The 17,137-nt window shown below is 57.5% G+C and carries 11 protein-coding genes; 6 read left to right on the top strand and 5 right to left on the bottom strand.

The window, feature by feature from the left end; translation table 11 throughout:
• The first annotated feature begins 11 nt into the window (after nt 1–11).
• On the top strand, nt 12–2,459 hold the full coding sequence (gene glgP / locus ABFV38_RS20640) for a glycogen phosphorylase (protein ID WP_025910282.1): 2,448 nt from the start codon (nt 12–14) through the stop codon (nt 2,457–2,459).
• Between the two features lie 88 nt (nt 2,460–2,547).
• Here glgP and glpD read toward each other — a convergent pair whose 3' ends face one another.
• Nucleotides 2,548–4,056, bottom strand: coding sequence for a glycerol-3-phosphate dehydrogenase (gene glpD, locus ABFV38_RS20635; protein ID WP_348957958.1), 1,509 nt, complete (start codon nt 4,054–4,056; stop codon nt 2,548–2,550).
• A 188-nt stretch (nt 4,057–4,244) separates the two neighbouring features.
• On the opposite strand from glpD, the gene glpE reads away from it, so the two are divergent.
• The 3 genes from glpE to ABFV38_RS20620 are packed head-to-tail and all read left to right on the top strand — an operon-like array spanning nt 4,245 to nt 6,230.
• Nucleotides 4,245–4,577, top strand: coding sequence for a thiosulfate sulfurtransferase GlpE (gene glpE, locus ABFV38_RS20630; protein ID WP_008503062.1), 333 nt, complete (start codon nt 4,245–4,247; stop codon nt 4,575–4,577).
• Nucleotides 4,578–4,624: 47 nt separating this feature from the next.
• Complete coding sequence (gene glpG, locus ABFV38_RS20625) at nt 4,625–5,455, top strand: rhomboid family intramembrane serine protease GlpG (RefSeq protein ID WP_348957956.1); 831 nt, start codon at nt 4,625–4,627, stop codon at nt 5,453–5,455.
• Between the two features lie 16 nt (nt 5,456–5,471).
• A complete protein-coding gene (locus ABFV38_RS20620) occupies nt 5,472–6,230 on the top strand; it encodes a DeoR/GlpR family transcriptional regulator (RefSeq protein ID WP_008503060.1) in 759 nt (252 codons plus the stop codon).
• A gap of 81 nt (nt 6,231–6,311) precedes the next feature.
• Here ABFV38_RS20620 and malT read toward each other — a convergent pair whose 3' ends face one another.
• A complete protein-coding gene (gene malT / locus ABFV38_RS20615; RefSeq protein ID WP_235402494.1) occupies nt 6,312–9,017 on the bottom strand; it encodes an HTH-type transcriptional regulator MalT in 2,706 nt (901 codons plus the stop codon).
• A gap of 585 nt (nt 9,018–9,602) precedes the next feature.
• Here malT and malP point away from each other — a divergent pair.
• On the top strand, nt 9,603–11,996 hold the full coding sequence (gene malP / locus ABFV38_RS20610) for a maltodextrin phosphorylase (RefSeq protein ID WP_348957954.1): 2,394 nt from the start codon (nt 9,603–9,605) through the stop codon (nt 11,994–11,996).
• A gap of 9 nt (nt 11,997–12,005) precedes the next feature.
• A complete protein-coding gene (gene malQ, locus ABFV38_RS20605) occupies nt 12,006–14,084 on the top strand; it encodes a 4-alpha-glucanotransferase (protein ID WP_348957952.1) in 2,079 nt (692 codons plus the stop codon).
• A gap of 88 nt (nt 14,085–14,172) precedes the next feature.
• Here the strand turns inward: malQ and gntT are convergent, their stop codons facing one another.
• From gntT to gntX, 3 genes are all read right to left on the bottom strand, one after another.
• Nucleotides 14,173–15,489, bottom strand: coding sequence for a gluconate transporter (gntT, locus tag ABFV38_RS20600; RefSeq protein WP_024907902.1), 1,317 nt, complete (start codon nt 15,487–15,489; stop codon nt 14,173–14,175).
• Between the two features lie 317 nt (nt 15,490–15,806).
• The gene (gene nfuA, locus ABFV38_RS20595; protein ID WP_333028576.1) at nt 15,807–16,382 is read right to left on the bottom strand and encodes a Fe-S biogenesis protein NfuA; all 576 of its coding nucleotides are present in this window, start codon (nt 16,380–16,382) and stop codon (nt 15,807–15,809) included.
• 61 nt (nt 16,383–16,443) lie between these two features.
• Nucleotides 16,444–17,127, bottom strand: a complete 684-nt coding sequence (gntX, locus tag ABFV38_RS20590; protein WP_348957951.1) for a DNA utilization protein GntX — start codon at nt 17,125–17,127, stop codon at nt 16,444–16,446.
• Between the last annotated feature and the right edge of the window lie 10 nt (nt 17,128–17,137).

Below are 17,137 nucleotides of genomic sequence, written 5' to 3'. Positions count from 1 at the left end.
AAGTTACTGATATGAACGCTCCATTTAGCTACTCTTCACCCACGCTCAGCGTTGAGGCGTTAAAGCACTCCATCGCCTACAAGCTGATGTTCACCATCGGGAAAGATCCGGTTATTGCCAACAAGCACGAGTGGCTGAACGCCACCCTGTTTGCCGTGCGTGACCGCTTAGTTGAACGCTGGCTGCGCTCAAACCGCGCCCAGCTCTCGCAGGAGACGCGTCAGGTTTACTACCTGTCGATGGAATTTTTGATTGGCCGCACGCTGTCCAATGCGCTGTTGTCGCTCGGTATTTATGACGATGTCAAAACCGCACTGGAAGAGATGGGGTTAGATTTAGAAGAACTGATCGACGAAGAGAACGACCCGGGCCTCGGTAACGGCGGTCTGGGACGTCTCGCCGCCTGCTTCCTTGATTCGCTGGCGACGCTGGCGCTGCCGGGCCGCGGCTACGGTATTCGCTACGATTACGGCATGTTCAAGCAGAACATCGTCGACGGGCGTCAGAAAGAGTCCCCGGACTACTGGCTGGAGTACGGCAACCCGTGGGAGTTCAAGCGCCACAACACGCGCTACAAGGTGCGCTTTGGCGGACGTATTCAGCAGGAAGGGAAAAAATCCCGCTGGGTGGAAACGGAAGAGATCCTGGCCGTGGCCTACGACCAGATTATCCCCGGCTACGACACCGACGCCACCAACACGCTGCGCCTGTGGAGTGCCCAGGCCAGTAGCGAAATTAACCTCGGTAAATTTAACCAGGGTGACTACTTCGCGGCGGTGGAGGATAAAAACCACTCCGAGAACGTGTCCCGCGTGCTGTACCCGGATGACTCGACCTACTCAGGCCGCGAGCTGCGCCTGCGTCAGGAGTACTTCCTTGTTTCGGCGACCATTCAGGACATCCTCAGCCGTCACCATCAGCTGCACAAAACCTACGCCAACCTGGCGGAGAAAACCGCGATCCACCTTAATGACACCCACCCGGTGCTCTCTATTCCGGAGCTGATGCGTCTGCTGATCGATGAGCATAAGTTCAGCTGGGATGACGCCTTTGAGGTGACCTGCCAGGTGTTCTCATACACCAACCACACGCTGATGAGCGAAGCGCTGGAGACGTGGCCGGTGGACATGCTCGGCAAAATCCTGCCGCGCCATCTGCAGATTATCTTTGAGATTAACGACTACTTCCTCAAGACGCTGCAGGAGCAGTATCCGAACGATACCGGCCTGCTGAGCCGCGCGTCCATCATTGATGAGTCGAACGGTCGTCGCGTGCGCATGGCCTGGCTGGCGGTTGTCATCAGCCACAAGGTCAACGGCGTGTCCGAGCTCCACTCGAACCTGATGGTGCAGTCGCTGTTTGCGGACTTCGCGAAGATCTTCCCGACGCGGTTCTGCAACGTGACCAACGGCGTCACCCCGCGCCGCTGGCTGGCGCTGGCCAACCAGCCGCTCTCTGAGGTACTGGACGAGAATATTGGCCGCACCTGGCGTACCGATTTGAGCCAGTTGAGCGAACTGGAACAGCATATTGATTTCCCGACGGTGAACAAAGCCGTGCGCGAAGCCAAGCTGCTGAACAAAAAACGTCTGGCGGTCTGGCTGGCGATGCACCTCAACGTGGTGGCAAACCCGAAAGCGCTGTTCGACGTACAGATCAAACGCATCCATGAATACAAGCGTCAGCTGATGAACGTGCTGCACGTGATCACCCATTACAACCGCATCAAGGCCGATCCGACGGCCGAATGGGTGCCGCGCGTGAAGATCTTCGCCGGTAAGGCGGCGTCGGCCTACTACATGGCGAAGCACATTATTCATCTCATCAACGACGTGGCGAAGGTGGTTAACCAGGATCCGGATATTGGCGACAAGCTGAAGGTGGTGTTTATTCCAAACTACAGCGTCAGCCTGGCGCAGCTGATCATCCCGGCGGCGGATCTCTCTGAACAGATTTCCACGGCGGGGACGGAGGCATCCGGCACCAGTAACATGAAGTTTGCCCTCAACGGCGCGCTGACCATCGGCACGCTGGACGGGGCGAACGTCGAGATGCTGGAGCACGTGGGCGAAGACAATATCTTTATCTTCGGTAATACGACGGAAGAGGTGGAGGCGCTGCGCAGGAAAGGCTACTCGCCGCGTCAATATTACGAAGAGGATGAAGAGTTGCGTCAGGTGCTGACGCAGATCGCGACCGGCGTGTTTAGCCCTGATGAACCGAGCCGCTACCGCGATCTGGTGGATTCGCTGATTAACTTTGGCGATCACTACCAGGTGCTGGCGGATTACCGCAGCTACGTGGACTGTCAGGACAAGGTGGACGAGCTGTATCGCCAGCCGGAGAAGTGGACCAGCGCCGCGATGTACAACATCGCCAATATGGGCTATTTCTCGTCAGACAGGACCATCAAGGAGTATGCCGAGACGATCTGGCATATTGATCCGGTGAGGTTGTAAAAACAAAGCCGGGTGGCGGCTTCGCCTTACCCGGCCTGGTTGATCCCGTAGGCCCGGTAAGCGTAGCGCCACCGGGCGTTTTTTCACATCAGGACGCCAGCGACAGCTCACGCTTTCCCGCATGTTGCAGTAACCACTGCGCCACGCGAGACTGCTGTTCGGCGTTGAGCCACATCCCTTCTTTGGTACGGCGCCAGATAGCATCATCCAGACGACGCACCCACTCGTGCTCAACCAGGTAACGCAGCTCGGCTTCGTACAGCTCGTGGCCGAAATGCTCGCCCAGATCCGCAATGTCCTTCGCATCGCCCAGGAACAGCTCGGTATTGCTGCCGTAGGTGCGGGCATAGTGGCGCGCCATCCCTTCGGTGATGAACGGGAAGCGACGGCGCAGCTTCGCGGCGTAATCATCGCGGTTATCGCCGATATCACCGCCGGGCAGTATCGCGCCCTTGGTCCATGCCGGGCCAATGCCTTTGTAGTACGGCGCCAGTTTTTCCAGCGCGTGCTCGGCCAGCTTGCGGTAGGTGGTGAGCTTGCCGCCAAACACGGACAGCAGCGGCGCCTGACCGTCAACGTCGTGAATATCGAGCGTATAGTCGCGGGTGATGGCCTGCGGTGAATCAGATTCGTCATCGCACAGCGGACGCACGCCGGAGTAAGTCCAGACCACGTCGTCGCGCGACAGCTGTTTCTTAAAGTGCGCGTTATACACTTTGAGCAGGTAGTTCACTTCGCTTTCGTCGATCTCGACGTTCTTCGGATCGCCTTTGTACTCCACGTCGGTGGTACCGATGATCGAGAATTCGTCCATCCACGGGATCACAAACACGATGCGCTTGTCTTCGTTCTGCAGGATGTACGCCTGCTTCTGGGTATGCACGCGCGGCACCACAATGTGGCTGCCTTTGATCAGGCGGATGCCGTACGGGGAAGGCAGATGCATGCCCTCGTCAAAGAACTGTTTCACCCACGGGCCGGTGGCGTTCACCAGGCCGCGCGCTTTCCAGCTGAATTTCTCGCCGGTATCGATATCTTCCGCCTCGACAATCCACAGGCCGTTTTCACGGCGGGCAGAGGTTGCGCGAGTGCGGGTTTTCACCTCGCCGCCTTTCTTCTCAACCATCTGCGCGTTCGCCAGCACCAGGCGGGCATCGTCCACCCAGCAGTCGGAATATTCGAATCCGCGCACGATTTCAGGTTTAAGGACCGATTCTGAGCCAAAACGCAAACCTTTCGAACCCGGGAGGCTGGTGCGTTTACCCAGATGATCGTACATAAACAGACCAATTCGGATCATCCACGCCGGACGCAGATGCGGGCGATGGGGCAGGCGGAAGCGCATCGGAATCGCCAGATGCGGGGCCATTTTCAGCAGCACTTCACGTTCGGCCAGCGCTTCACTGACCAGGCGGAATTCGTAGTGTTCCAGGTAGCGCAGGCCACCGTGAATCAGTTTGGAGCTGGCGGACGACGTCGCGCAGGCGAGATCGTTAGCTTCCAGCATCAGTACGGATAAACCGCGTCCTGCGGCATCGACCGCAATACCGGCACCGTTGATGCCACCGCCTATCACAATCAGATCTTTGGTTTCCATAACACCCTCATGCACTTTCGTTAAAGCTCAGAAATGTTCGATATCGCTCATAATAGCAAAGGAACGCGCTTTTGGTAACATCAAAAAAACAATTTAGAGTGATATGGATAACATAATGGCGTTTACCCGCCGCCAGGACGTACACTACGGGGTAAAATCTTGTCGTTGACCACTGTAAAGAGAACACCATGGATCAGTTTGAATGTATTAACGTAGAAGAAGCCCACCAGAAGATGCACCAGGGAAAAGCGGTGCTGGTGGACATCCGCGATCCGCAGAGTTTTGCGATGGGCCATACGCCGGGCGCGTTCCATCTCACCAACGACACGCTGGGCGCGTTTATGCGCGATAACGACTTCGACACGCCGGTGATGGTCATGTGCTATCACGGCAACAGCAGCAAAGGCGCGGCGCAGTACCTGCTTCAGCAGGGTTACGACGCGGTTTACAGCGTCGATGGCGGTTTCGATGCCTGGCATCGTCATTTCCCGGCGGAAGTGGAATACGCTTTTGAGCGCTGATCCCGCTATACTGTCCCCTTTTGTGTGGAAATAAGCGACCGCTGCCCATGTTGATGATCACCTCTTTTACCAACCCGCGCGTCGCCCAGGCGTTTGTCGACTATATGGCGACGCAGGGCGTTATTCTGACTATTCAGCAACATACGCAGACCGACGTCTGGCTGGCCGATGAGAGCCAGGCCGGGCGGGTAAACGAGGAGCTGGCGCGTTTTCTTGAGAACCCTGGCGACCCGCGCTATCTCGCGGCCAGCTGGCAATCCGGCCAGACCGGCAGCGGATTGCACTACAGCCGCTTTCCCTTCCTCGCCACCCTTCGCGAGCGCGCGGGCCCGTTTACGCTGCTGCTGATGGCGGCCTGCATCATTGTCTTCATTATCATGAACGTGGTCGGCGACCAGAGCGTAATGATTGCCCTGGCGTGGCCCTATGACCCGTCTCTTGAGTTTGACGTCTGGCGCTACTTTAGCCACGCGCTGATGCACTTCTCGGTGATGCATATCCTCTTTAACCTGCTCTGGTGGTGGTATCTCGGCGGTGCCGTTGAAAAGCGTCTGGGCAGCGGCAAGCTGATCGTTATCACCATCATCAGCGCCCTGTTAAGCGGCTACGTGCAGCACAAGTTCAGCGGGCCGTGGTTCGGCGGGCTGTCGGGTGTCGTGTATGCCCTGATGGGCTACGTCTGGCTTCGCGGGGAGCGCGACCCGGAAAGTGGCATCTATCTGCAACGCGGATTAATAACCTTTGCGTTAATATGGCTAATTGCCGGATGGTTTGATCTGTTTGGTATGTCTATCGCCAACGGCGCGCACGTCGCCGGGCTGGCCGTGGGACTGGCGATGGCCTTTGCCGACACGCTCCATGCGCGAAAACGAACATAATTCTCAGGGATAATTGATGAAACAAACACAACGTCATGACGCCATTATCGAACTGGTAAAAAAACAGGGATACGTCAGCACCGAAGAGCTGGTGGAGCAGTTTGCCGTCAGCCCACAAACCATCCGTCGTGACCTGAATGACCTGGCCGATCAGAACCGTATTCTTCGCCACCACGGTGGCGCGGCGCTGCCGTCCAGCTCGGTTAACACCTCCTGGCACGACCGTAAAGCCACGCAGACGGCGGAGAAAGAGCGTATTGCCCGCAAGGTCGCCAGCCAGATCCCGAACGGGGCGACGCTGTTTATTGATATCGGCACCACGCCGGAAGCGGTCGCCCATGCGCTGCTGGATCATGAGAACCTGCGCGTGGTCACCAACAACCTGAACGTGGCTAACACCCTGATGCAGAAAGACGATTTCCGCATCATCCTCGCGGGCGGGGAGCTGCGCAGCCGCGACGGCGGAATTATCGGCGAAGCCACCCTCGATTTTATCTCCCAGTTCCGCCTCGACTTCGGCATTCTGGGGATCAGCGGCATCGACAGCGACGGCTCGCTGCTGGAGTTTGATTACCACGAGGTACGCACCAAGCGCGCGATCATTGAAAACTCACGCCACGTGATGCTGGTGGTGGATCATTCGAAGTTTGGCCGAAACGCGATGGTGAACATGGGCAGCATCAGCATGGTGGATGCGGTCTATACCGACGTGATGCCGCCGGCGGGCGTCATGCAGGTGATTAAAGATAATAATTTGCAGCTGGAATTGTGCTAACGGTTGTGTCGGGTGGCGCTGCGCTTACCCGACCTACAACACCCGTAGGCCCGTGCAAGCGTAGCGCCGCCGGGCAATGAATTACACTCCGTATCCCATCATCTTCAACAGCTGCTGTGCATGCTGTACCGCATCCTGACGATGCGCCACGCCCAGCTTCTGGTACAGGTTGCGGATATGCGTTTTGATGGTGGTCGCCGCCACCGCCAGCTCGCCGGCAATCTGCTCGTTGCTGTAGCCTGAATAGATCAGCCCCAGAACCTGCCATTCGCGCTGGGTGAGCGGGCTGGTGCGGATAAGCTCCGGCACTTCCGGGTGGTTCAGCAGACGTTCAACGAAGTTCTCATCAAAATGCGCGAACTTGTGGCGATGATGCTGGTTAATCTCGCGCAGAATGCGCTGGGCGCGATGCTGATCCAGCTCCGGCAGCGTGTTGAGCTGAATAAGCTGACGCAGCTGCTGGGCCATCACTTCACCCTCAATCACAAAGTGGCTGATAAACCCGGTGCGGTTTGCCAGCTGTAGCGCCTCCAGCAGCACGCGCTGGGCATCGTTTTTACGACCCGCCTGCCAGTAGAGCTGGTTCTGCAGCAGCAGGTTGCGGTTCAGATCGCTCATCAGGCGCAGGCTGCGCGCGTTCTCGTTCAGCTCTTCCAGCACAATCTCAGCGGGCTCTAATTCACCGAGCAGGATCTGCGCGCGGGCAATGTTGCGCCACTGGCTCTGCAGGAAGTGATTATTGGCAAATTCCGGTTTTGGCGTCTGACGCAGCCAGTTGGCGGCGGATTTTTTATCGCCGGTCATCTGCCAGTAAATCACCCGGACCTTATCGGCGTTTGACACCCAGTCACTATGATACTGACCGTTGCCGAGCAGGTTTTCCAGGCGGTTAAGATGGTTGCGGGCGTTATCGAGATCGCCGCGCGCCAGCGAGCACTGCACCAGCAGCGCCAGACACTGCAGCTGCTGCTGAGGCTGGAAGCTGGAAAGAACATCCACACCCTGGCGGGCGCAGCTTTCTGCTTCATCCAGACGCGACCATGCCCACAGCAGCTGAGCGCGAATACGCAACAGGAACTCGTGCATCGGCAACTGTTCCAGGTGCTGTTCACGAATCAGCTGGAACGCTTTTTCCTGGTTTTCCCAGGCAGCCTGCAGGAACCCCTGCGCGAATAAAATCTCGCTCTGCTGGATCAGGCTCCATAGCGCGTAGTGCCAGACATCATGACGACGCGCCATCTGTTCGGTTTGCTGCATCAGTGAAAGCGAACGCGTGAGGTCGCCCTTGCAGTGCAGCACTTCGCCGTGCACGGAGGTCGCCACGATGCGGCTGTAGAAGTTGGCCAGCGGCAGTTCATCCAGCGCGACCATCGCCAGCCGTTCCGCTTCGTCCGGATCGCCGTCGTTAATGGCCACCTGAGCGCGCAGCGCGTTGAACTCGCCGTGCAGGGTGGTATCCATCTCGCTTTCCATCTCCTGCTCGGCACGCGCCAGCAGGGTGTTCACTTCGCTGTAGCGATGCTGGCTCTGCATCAGCCAGGCCTGCAGCAGCACCAGACGCGGATTCTCCAGCAGGCTTTCCCACGGCAGGGCTTTGAGGGACTCTTCCAGCAGCGTCAGCTCGCTGTGGTTAAACAGGCCCCACGCATGATTGAGGAGGATATCGCGCAGCATGCTGGCATCCCCGGCAGCGAGCGCGTGGTGGATGGCCTCGCTCGGGAAGCCCTGTGCCATCCAGCTTTCGGCAGCGGCGCGGTGGATCTCCGGCAGTTCAACCGCCAGCTCCCACTGACAGCGCTGGCGCAGGAAGCTACCAAACAGCGGATGATAGCTAAACCACTCGCCGGGATCGTCCATGCGCGTCAGGAAAAGGCCCTGACGTTCAATTTCTTCGAGCTGCAGCTGACCGTTTTCACAGCCCGTCACCCGCACGATGAGGGCATCGTTCATGGAGCGCAGCAGCGAGCTTTTCAGCAGGAAATGACGCGTCGAGGGATCGACACTGTCCAGCACCTCGTCCACCAGGTAGTCAGAGAGGTGGCTGGCGTTGATACCGGCCAGACGCCGCGCTGACTGATGGGCTGGACTGTTGTTTTGCCGGGCAGAGAGGGCGATGAGCTGCAGCGCCGTGGCCCAGCCCGCGACGTCATCACACAGGCGGCTGCTTTCAGCGGCCTCAATGGGTGAGGTCAGGCGGCAGTCAAAGAACTGTTTTGCTTCCTGGTGGGTAAAGGCCAGCTGCTGGCTACCCACTTCCAGAAGCTGATCGCGCACGCGCAGGTTGGCAATACCCAACTGCGGCAGGTTGCGTGACAGCACCACTAACGTCAGGTTTTCCGGCTGATGGCGCAGGAAGAAACGCATTGATTCATGAATCACCGGGTTAGTGATGAGATGGTAATCATCAATCACCACGTATAGCGGGCGATGCCATTCAGCCAGTTCGATAAACAGCTGAGAGAAAAGGGAGGACAGGCTGGCGTACTGGCGCTTTTGCACCATCACCTCACTGGCAACGCAGTGCCCATGGGTGGCTTGCTGTATCGCGGCAATCAGATAGCTGGCAAAGCGCTCCTGCTGGTTATCGCCCTCATCAAGAGAGTACCAGCCAAGATCGCTCTTACCTGCGGCCCATTGCGAAATGAGCGTTGTTTTTCCATAACCTGCAGGGCTCGTAACCAGCGCCAGTCGGAAATTATGCGCGCCGGAAAGTTTAGCCAACAGACGCTCGCGGACCACTGTGTGGTCAAGACGAACCGGGCGACTTAATTTAGACGGAATCAACATAGGTTTCACTTCACTGTGGGGAACGAGAGATTTTATTTTTTTTGCGCTTCGTAATTAATGGTTATAAGGTCGGCCAATAAGTTAACTATTGCAAGTTATGTCTGGATTTGGTGGCTGTGAATTTGCACTCTGTCACAAAACATTCAGGCAGAGGAGGGAACTTTCTGAAAAGGTCTTTGATGCCCCGTCAATGCTGGCTTGTATGGCTGTGCTGCGGCTGCGCTGAAACTGGTTTCAGAAAGGGATAGTGACGTCGAATTTAATATACTTCTGGTAAAGTTAAGGAAGATTAATAATCTCCTTAGCGATTTCCCGATTGCCGAAATATTATTCTACGTAAGTAATTATTTCGGCGGGGTTTAATTTCACCCGAAACCGCATTTCATTTCTTTGACATTCTCCTCGGTTACTTTTTTATCTTCCGGGCACACTCGAACTATGCTCTGAGAGTGGCCTTGATCACACTTTTCTGCTCATCCCCGCTACTCCTCCCTGTCTAATCCCCCTCGGGAGGAGGAAGAGGGGAAATGAGCCAGGCACACTAGCGCCAACTTGTGTTTTCTTTCTAAAGGATGCCGATCCCCTATGTCACAGCCTACCTTCAACAACGCTCAATTCCAGGCTGCCCTGACGCGTCAGTGGCAGCGTTTTGGCCTTCATGCTGCAAACGAGATGACGCCTCACCAGTGGTGGCAGGCAGTGAGCGGTGCGCTCGCAGAGCAGCTGGATGCTCAACCCCTGGCAAAACCGGTAAAAGGCCAGCGCCATGTAAACTACATTTCAATGGAATTCCTGATTGGCCGTCTGACGGGCAACAACCTGTTGAACCTCGGCTGGTATCAGGAGGTCGGTGACGTCCTTAAAGAACACGACATTAACCTGACCGACCTGCTGGAAGAAGAGATTGACCCGGCGCTGGGCAACGGCGGCCTGGGACGCCTGGCGGCCTGCTTCCTGGACTCCATGGCGACCGTCGGCCAGTCGGCGATTGGCTACGGTCTGAACTACCAGTACGGCCTGTTCCGTCAGTCGTTTGCTGACGGCCACCAGATGGAAGCGCCGGACGACTGGCATCGCAATACCTATCCGTGGTTCCGCCATAACGCGCAGCTTGACGTGCAGGTTGGCATTGGCGGGAAAGTGACGAAACAAGGTCTCTGGGAACCGGCGTTCACCATCACCGGCGAAGCCTGGGATCTGCCGGTGCTTGGCTACCGTAACGGCGTGGCGCAGCCGCTGCGTCTGTGGCAGGCGAAACACGCCCACCCGTTTAACCTGACTAAATTCAACGACGGCGATTTCCTGCGGGCCGAGCAGCAGGGCATCGACGCCGAGAAGCTGACCAAAGTCCTCTATCCGAACGACAACCACCTGGCCGGTAAAAAGCTGCGCCTGATGCAGCAGTACTTCCAGTGCGCCTGCTCCGTGGCGGACATTCTGCGTCGCCATCACCTGGCGGGCCGCAAGCTGGCGCAGTTGCCGGACTTCGAAGTGATTCAGCTCAACGACACGCACCCGACCATTGCCATCCCGGAACTGCTGCGCGTGCTGATCGACGAGCATCAGCTGAGCTGGGACGACGCCTGGGCCATTACCAGCCGTACCTTTGCCTACACCAACCACACCCTGATGCCAGAAGCGCTGGAGTGCTGGGATGAGAAGCTGGTGAAAACGCTGCTGCCGCGCCACATGCAGATCATCAACAAGATTAACGACCAGTTTAAAAAGCTCGTGGATAAAACCTGGCCGGGCAACAAGGCGGTCTGGGCGAAGCTGGCGGTGGTTCACGATAAGCAGGTACGCATGGCGAACATGTGCGTGGTGAGCGGCTTTGCAGTGAACGGCGTGGCGGCGCTGCACTCGGATCTGGTGGTCAAAGATCTGTTCCCGGAATACCACCAGCTGTGGCCAACCAAATTCCACAACGTGACCAACGGCATCACGCCGCGTCGCTGGATCAAGCAGTGCAACCCGCTGCTGGCGGGCCTGCTGGACAAGACCCTGAAGAAAGAGTGGGCCAACGATCTGGACCAGCTCATCAACCTGGAAAAATACGCTGACGACGCGACATTCCGCGAGCAGTACCGGGCGATCAAGCTGGAGAACAAGGTTCGCCTGGCGGAGTTTGTGAAAGCGCGTACCGGGATTGAGATCAACCCGAATGCGATTTTCGATATTCAGATCAAGCGTCTGCACGAGTACAAACGCCAGCACCTGAACCTGCTGCACATTCTGGCGCTGTACAAAGAGATCCGCGAGAACCCGCAGGCCGATCGCGTCCCGCGCGTGTTCCTGTTCGGTGCGAAAGCGGCCCCGGGCTACTATCTGGCGAAAAACATCATCCTCGCCATCAATAAAGTGGCGGCGGCGATCAACAGCGATCCGAAAGTGGGCGACAAGCTGAAGGTGGTGTTCCTGCCGGATTACTGCGTCTCGGCGGCTGAAATGCTGATCCCGGCGGCAGATATCTCCGAGCAGATCTCAACCGCAGGGAAAGAAGCCTCCGGTACCGGCAACATGAAGCTGGCGCTGAACGGCGCGCTGACCGTCGGCACGCTCGACGGGGCCAACGTCGAAATCGCCGAGAAGGTGGGCGAAGAGAATATCTTTATCTTCGGCCACACCGTGGAAGAGGTGAAAGCCATCAAGGCCAAAGGCTACGACCCGGTGAAGTGGCGTAAGAAAGACAAAGTGCTCGATGCGGTGCTGAAGGAGCTGGAGAGCGGCAAATACAGCGACGGCGACAAGCACGCGTTTGACCAGATGCTGCACAGCATGGACAAACACGGTGGTGACCCGTATCTGGTGATGGCGGACTTCACGGCCTATGTCGACGCGCAAAAACAGGTCGACGTGCTGTATCGCGACCAGGAAGCGTGGACCCGCGCGTGCATCCTGAACACCGCGCGCTGCGGTATGTTCAGCTCTGACCGCTCAATCCGTGATTATCAGGCCCGTATCTGGCAGGCAAAACGCTAAGGAAGCGCGATGGAGAGTAAACGTCTGGACAGTGCCGCGCAGGCGGCGGGAATTAGCCTCAGTTACATTAATGCTCACGGCAAACCACAGTCTATTGGCGCCGACACCAAAAGACGTTTGCTGGACGCTATGCACAAAACCGACGCGAAAGCGTCGGCTGCGCCGGTGCCGAACGTGAAGGTATTCACTGCAGGCAAAAAGATGCCGCTCGCGGTGGAGGGACGTGGCGAGTTTAGCTGGCTGCTCACGACCGAAGAGGGGCATCAGCACAAAGGCCACGCCACCGGCGGCAAAACGCTAAACCTTCCGGCGAAGCTGCCGGAGGGCTATCACACCCTGACGCTCACCCAGGACGATCGGCGTTTCCACTGTCGGGTGATCGTCGCGCCAAAACGCTGCTACGAGCCGCAGGCGCTGCTTGAAGGCAAAAAGCTGTGGGGTGCCTGCGTGCAGCTCTATACGCTGCGTTCCGACAGCAACTGGGGGATCGGTGATTTTGGCGATCTGAAGAACATGCTGGCATCCGTGGGCGAGCGCGGCGGCGCGTTTATCGGCCTCAATCCGATCCACGCGCTCTATCCGGCCAACCCGGAGAGCGCCAGCCCGTACAGCCCGTCGTCCCGTCGCTGGCTGAACGTGATTTATATCGACGTTAACGCCTTAGATGACTTCAAAAACAGCCAGGAGGCGCAGACCTGGTGGAAACTCAGCACCACGCAGCAGGCGCTGAAGCAGGCGCGCGAAGCCGACTGGGTGGATTACTCCACCGTCACGGCGTTGAAAATGGCCGCGCTGCGCCTGGCGTGGAAAGGCTTTTCGCAGCGCGATGACGAGCAGATGGCGGCGTTCCGCCAGTTCGTGACGCAGGAGGGCGAGAGCCTGTACTGGCAGGCGGCGTTTGATGCGCTGCACGCGTATCAGGTGAAAGAGGACGAAATGCGCTGGGGCTGGCCGGTCTGGCCTGAAGCGTATCAATCCGTCGACACGCCGGAAGTGAAAGCGTTCTGTAAAAAATATGCCGATGAAGTGGACTTCTACCTGTGGCTGCAGTGGCTGGCGTACAGCCAGTTTGCCGCCTGCTGGCAGGTGAGCCAGGGCTATAAAATGCCGATTGGCCTGTACCGTGACCTGGCCGTGGGCGTAGCGGAAGGTGGCGCGGAAACCTGGTGCGACCGTGAGCTGTACTGCCTGAAGGCCTCCGTGGGGGCACCACCGGATATCCTGGGCCCGCTGGGCCAGAACTGGGGATTACCGCCGATGGATCCGCACGTCATGGCGGCGCGCGCCTACGAGCCGTTCATCGACCTGCTGCGTGCGAACATGCAGAACTGCGGCGCGCTGCGTATCGACCACGTGATGTCCGTGCTGCGCCTGTGGTGGATCCCGTACGGTGAAACGGCGGATCACGGGGCGTACGTGCAGTATCCGGTTGACGATCTGCTGTCGATCCTGGCTCTGGAAAGCAAGCGTCATCAGTGCATGGTGATCGGTGAAGATCTCGGTACCGTGCCGGTGGAAATTGTCAGCAAGCTCCGCGACAGCGGCGTCTACTCCTATAAAGTGCTCTATTTTGAAAACGACCATGAGAAAACCTTCCGCGCGCCGCAAGCGTACCCTGAACAGTCAATGGCTGTCGCGACGACGCATGACCTTCCTACGCTTCGTGGCTATTGGGAAAGCGGCGATCTGACCCTTGGCAAAACGCTGGGCCTGTATCCTGATGAAGAGGTGTTACGCGGCCTGTATCAGGATCGCGAACTCTCCAAACAGGGGCTGCTGGATGCGCTGCACAAGCAGGGCTGTCTGCCGAAACGTGCGGGACATAAAGCGTCACTGATGTCGATGACCGCGACCCTCAACCGTGGTTTGCAGCGTTACATTGCCGACAGCAATAGCGCCCTGCTGGGCCTGCAGCCGGAGGACTGGATTGATATGGCGGAGCCGGTGAACATCCCGGGCACCAGCTATCAGTACAAGAACTGGCGTCGCAAGCTGTCCACCACGCTTGAGGCGATGTTTGCCGATGACGGGGTGAACAGGCTGATTAAGGATTTGGATAAGCGGCGAAAAGCTGCCGGGAAGAAGTAATAAAAAAACCCGCCAGTGGCGGGTTTTTTATGATCCGGTAGTGCTCATGTAGGTTGGGTAAGGCGTAGCCGCCACCCGACTTAGGGCATCAGACCACCATATTCAACAGCAGCACCCCGACCAGACCGCACACCGAAATAATGGTTTCCAGCGCGGACCAGGACTTGATGGTTTCGCCGATCGTCAGGTTGAAGTACTCCTTGAACAGCCAGAAGCCCGGGTCGTTAACGTGAGAGAAAATCACGCTACCGGAACCGACGGCGATAACCATCAGCTCAGGGCTCACGCCCGTGGTGGCAATCAACGGCGCAACGATACCGCCCGCGGTGATCGCCGCAACGGTCGCAGAGCCCAGCGCAATACGCAGAACCGCGGCAATAGACCAGGCCATCAGGAGCGGCGACACGTTGGTTTCATGCATCATCGCGGCGATGTATTTGTCCACGCCGCTGTCGACCAGAACCTGCTTGAATGCACCGCCACCGCCGATGATCAGGAGCATCATGGCAATGATTTTGATGGAAGAGGTCAGCGTGTCGTTGATCTGATCCATGGAGCGGCCACGGTTCAGACCGAAGGTGAACATCGCGATCAGCACGGCAATCAGCGTTGCCATCACCGGGTCACCCAGGAATTCCGCCACGGACAGGAACGCATGACCTTTCGGCAGGATCATCTCTGCCACGGCGCGCATCGCCATCAGGATCACCGGTACCAGAGAGGTCCAGACGCTGACGCCAAAGCCAGGCATCTCTTCTTCGGTGAAGGTTTTGGCGCTGTACAGACCTTCCGGGATAGGCTTATCAATCCCTTTCAGGAAGCGGGCATAAACCGGGCCTGCCAGAATTACCGTCGGGATCGCCAGAATCGTACCGAACAGCAGGGTTTTACCCATATCCGCGTGGAAGATGGTCGCGATAGCGGTTGGACCCGGGTGCGGCGGCAGGAAGCCGTGGGTCACGGACAGCGCCGCGGCCATAGGCACACCGACATACAGCAACGGGATGCTCGCGGCAGCCGCAATGGTGAACACCAGCGGCAGCATCAATACGAAGCCCACTTCATAGAACAGCGCGAAACCGACGGTAAAGCCGGTTAACACCACTGCCCACTGAATGTTCTTCTTACCAAATTTGTCGATAAGCGTGGTGGCAATACGCTGGGCGCCACCGCAGTCCGCCAGCATTTTACCGAGCATGGCGCCGAAGCCCATGATCAACGCCAGGCTACCGAGCGTGCCGCCGACACCGGCTTTAATCGAGCTGATAACTTTCACCAGCGGCATCCCCTGCATCAGACCGACTGCAAGCGCCACCAGAACCAGAGCGATAAATCCGTTCATTTTGAAGCGGATCATCAAGAGCAGTAATAACACAACACCGATAGCAACGATGACTAATGGCATGATTTACCTGGCCTTTGAATTGTTATGGGTAACGTCATTGTTTCAACGACAAATTCCGATTGTCCCAACTGGGAACAGAGAAGTAACGGCACTAATACTGATGCCTTTTAAACGATTAAGTTTAGTCGGCTGTTATGAGTGTGTTTAGTGCCCATGAGAATGATACGGGTAACATGGCGTGATTGAGAATCACCCTGGAAGGCAAAATGTGAATTATGAGACGCAGGTCAACATATAGAGGGGAACGAAGAGGGGGGTGCAGGGTTTTGTAGGCCCGGTAAGCGTCGCGCCACCGGGCAATACAGACGGGCACTGAATCAGTAGTAGGAGTGCTCGCCGCGCTGGTGTTCGGTCAGGTCACGCACGCCTTTCAGTTCCGGGAACTCGTTCAGCAGCTGCTTCTCGATCCCTTCTTTCAGGGTGACATCGACCATTGAACAACCGTTACAACCGCCGCCAAACTGCAGAATGGCAAAACCTTCGTCGGTGATTTCCATCAGGGAAACACGGCCGCCGTGGCCAGCCAGCTGTGGGTTGATCTGGGATTGCAGCAGATACTCAACGCGCTCCATCAGCGGGGCATCGTCAGACACTTTACGCATTTTCGCGTTCGGCGCTTTCAGGGTCAGCTGAGAACCCATCTGATCGGTGACGAAGTCGATCTCCGCATCTTCAAGATACGGTGCGCTCAGCTCATCAACATAGGCGGTGAGCTGTTCAAATTTAAGGGCAGTGTCGGTGGCTTCCACAGCGTCCGGAGGACAATAAGAAACACCACATTCTGCATTCGGAGTGCCTGGATTAATCACAAACACGCGGATCTGCGTCCCTTCTTCCTGATTTGCCAGCAGTTTGGCAAAGTGCGCTTGTGCAGAATCGGAAATACGGATCATAGCTTTGGCCTAATAGTTGACTAAATTACCTGGGTATAATCATACGCCCATTGAAGAAGGGCTACAAGGTACGGCACAGACACCATACCTGAACCGACGCGGCGCCGCTTTGCAAAAGCAGTCGGGAAAGTTCAGCAACGGTACTGCCTGTGGTGACGACATCATCCACAATCGCGATATGGAGACCGTCGACCGGCAATTCAAGGCGAAAGGCATTTTTGAGGTTTCTTTTGCGAAGCCGGGCGTTGAGCTGATGCTGGATGGCGGTGGCATGAACACGCGTCAGCGCGCGGGCATCATACTGACAGCCAAGCCACCGGGCGAGGGGACGGCAGATCAGGTCACTCTGGTTATAGCCCCGCCGCCAGTGCCGACGTCGGTACAGGGGGACATTTACCACCCTGTCGATTTTCGGCAATGCGCGGTGGCGCCGCGCCTGCAAAACCGCCAGCAGTAGCAGTCGGGCAAGGGGCTGAGCCAGCGCACTCTGGCCGGAAAACTTCAGCGCGTGAATCAGCCTGCTCAGCGGCGGAACATAATCATCCACTGCCACCAGCGCACTCCACGGCGGGGATTTTTTCAGGCAGCGGCCGCAGGGCAAAGAGGGATTGGTGGCCGGTAAACCGCATTGTGGACAGGTCCCGATACGCCATTGCAGCGATCGCGTGCAAACGGAGCAGATGCCCCATCCGCTGAGTGCCAGCGGCATTCTGCATAGCCAGCACAACCCAGGTACTGTTAGCATGTGCAACCTC

The organism is Enterobacter cloacae complex sp. Mu1197 (assembly GCF_040059225.1).
GTDB lineage: Bacteria > Pseudomonadota > Gammaproteobacteria > Enterobacterales > Enterobacteriaceae > Enterobacter > Enterobacter quasiroggenkampii.
Note: the sequence above shows the minus strand (reverse complement) of the source record. Positions and strands in the feature narration are given on the sequence as shown.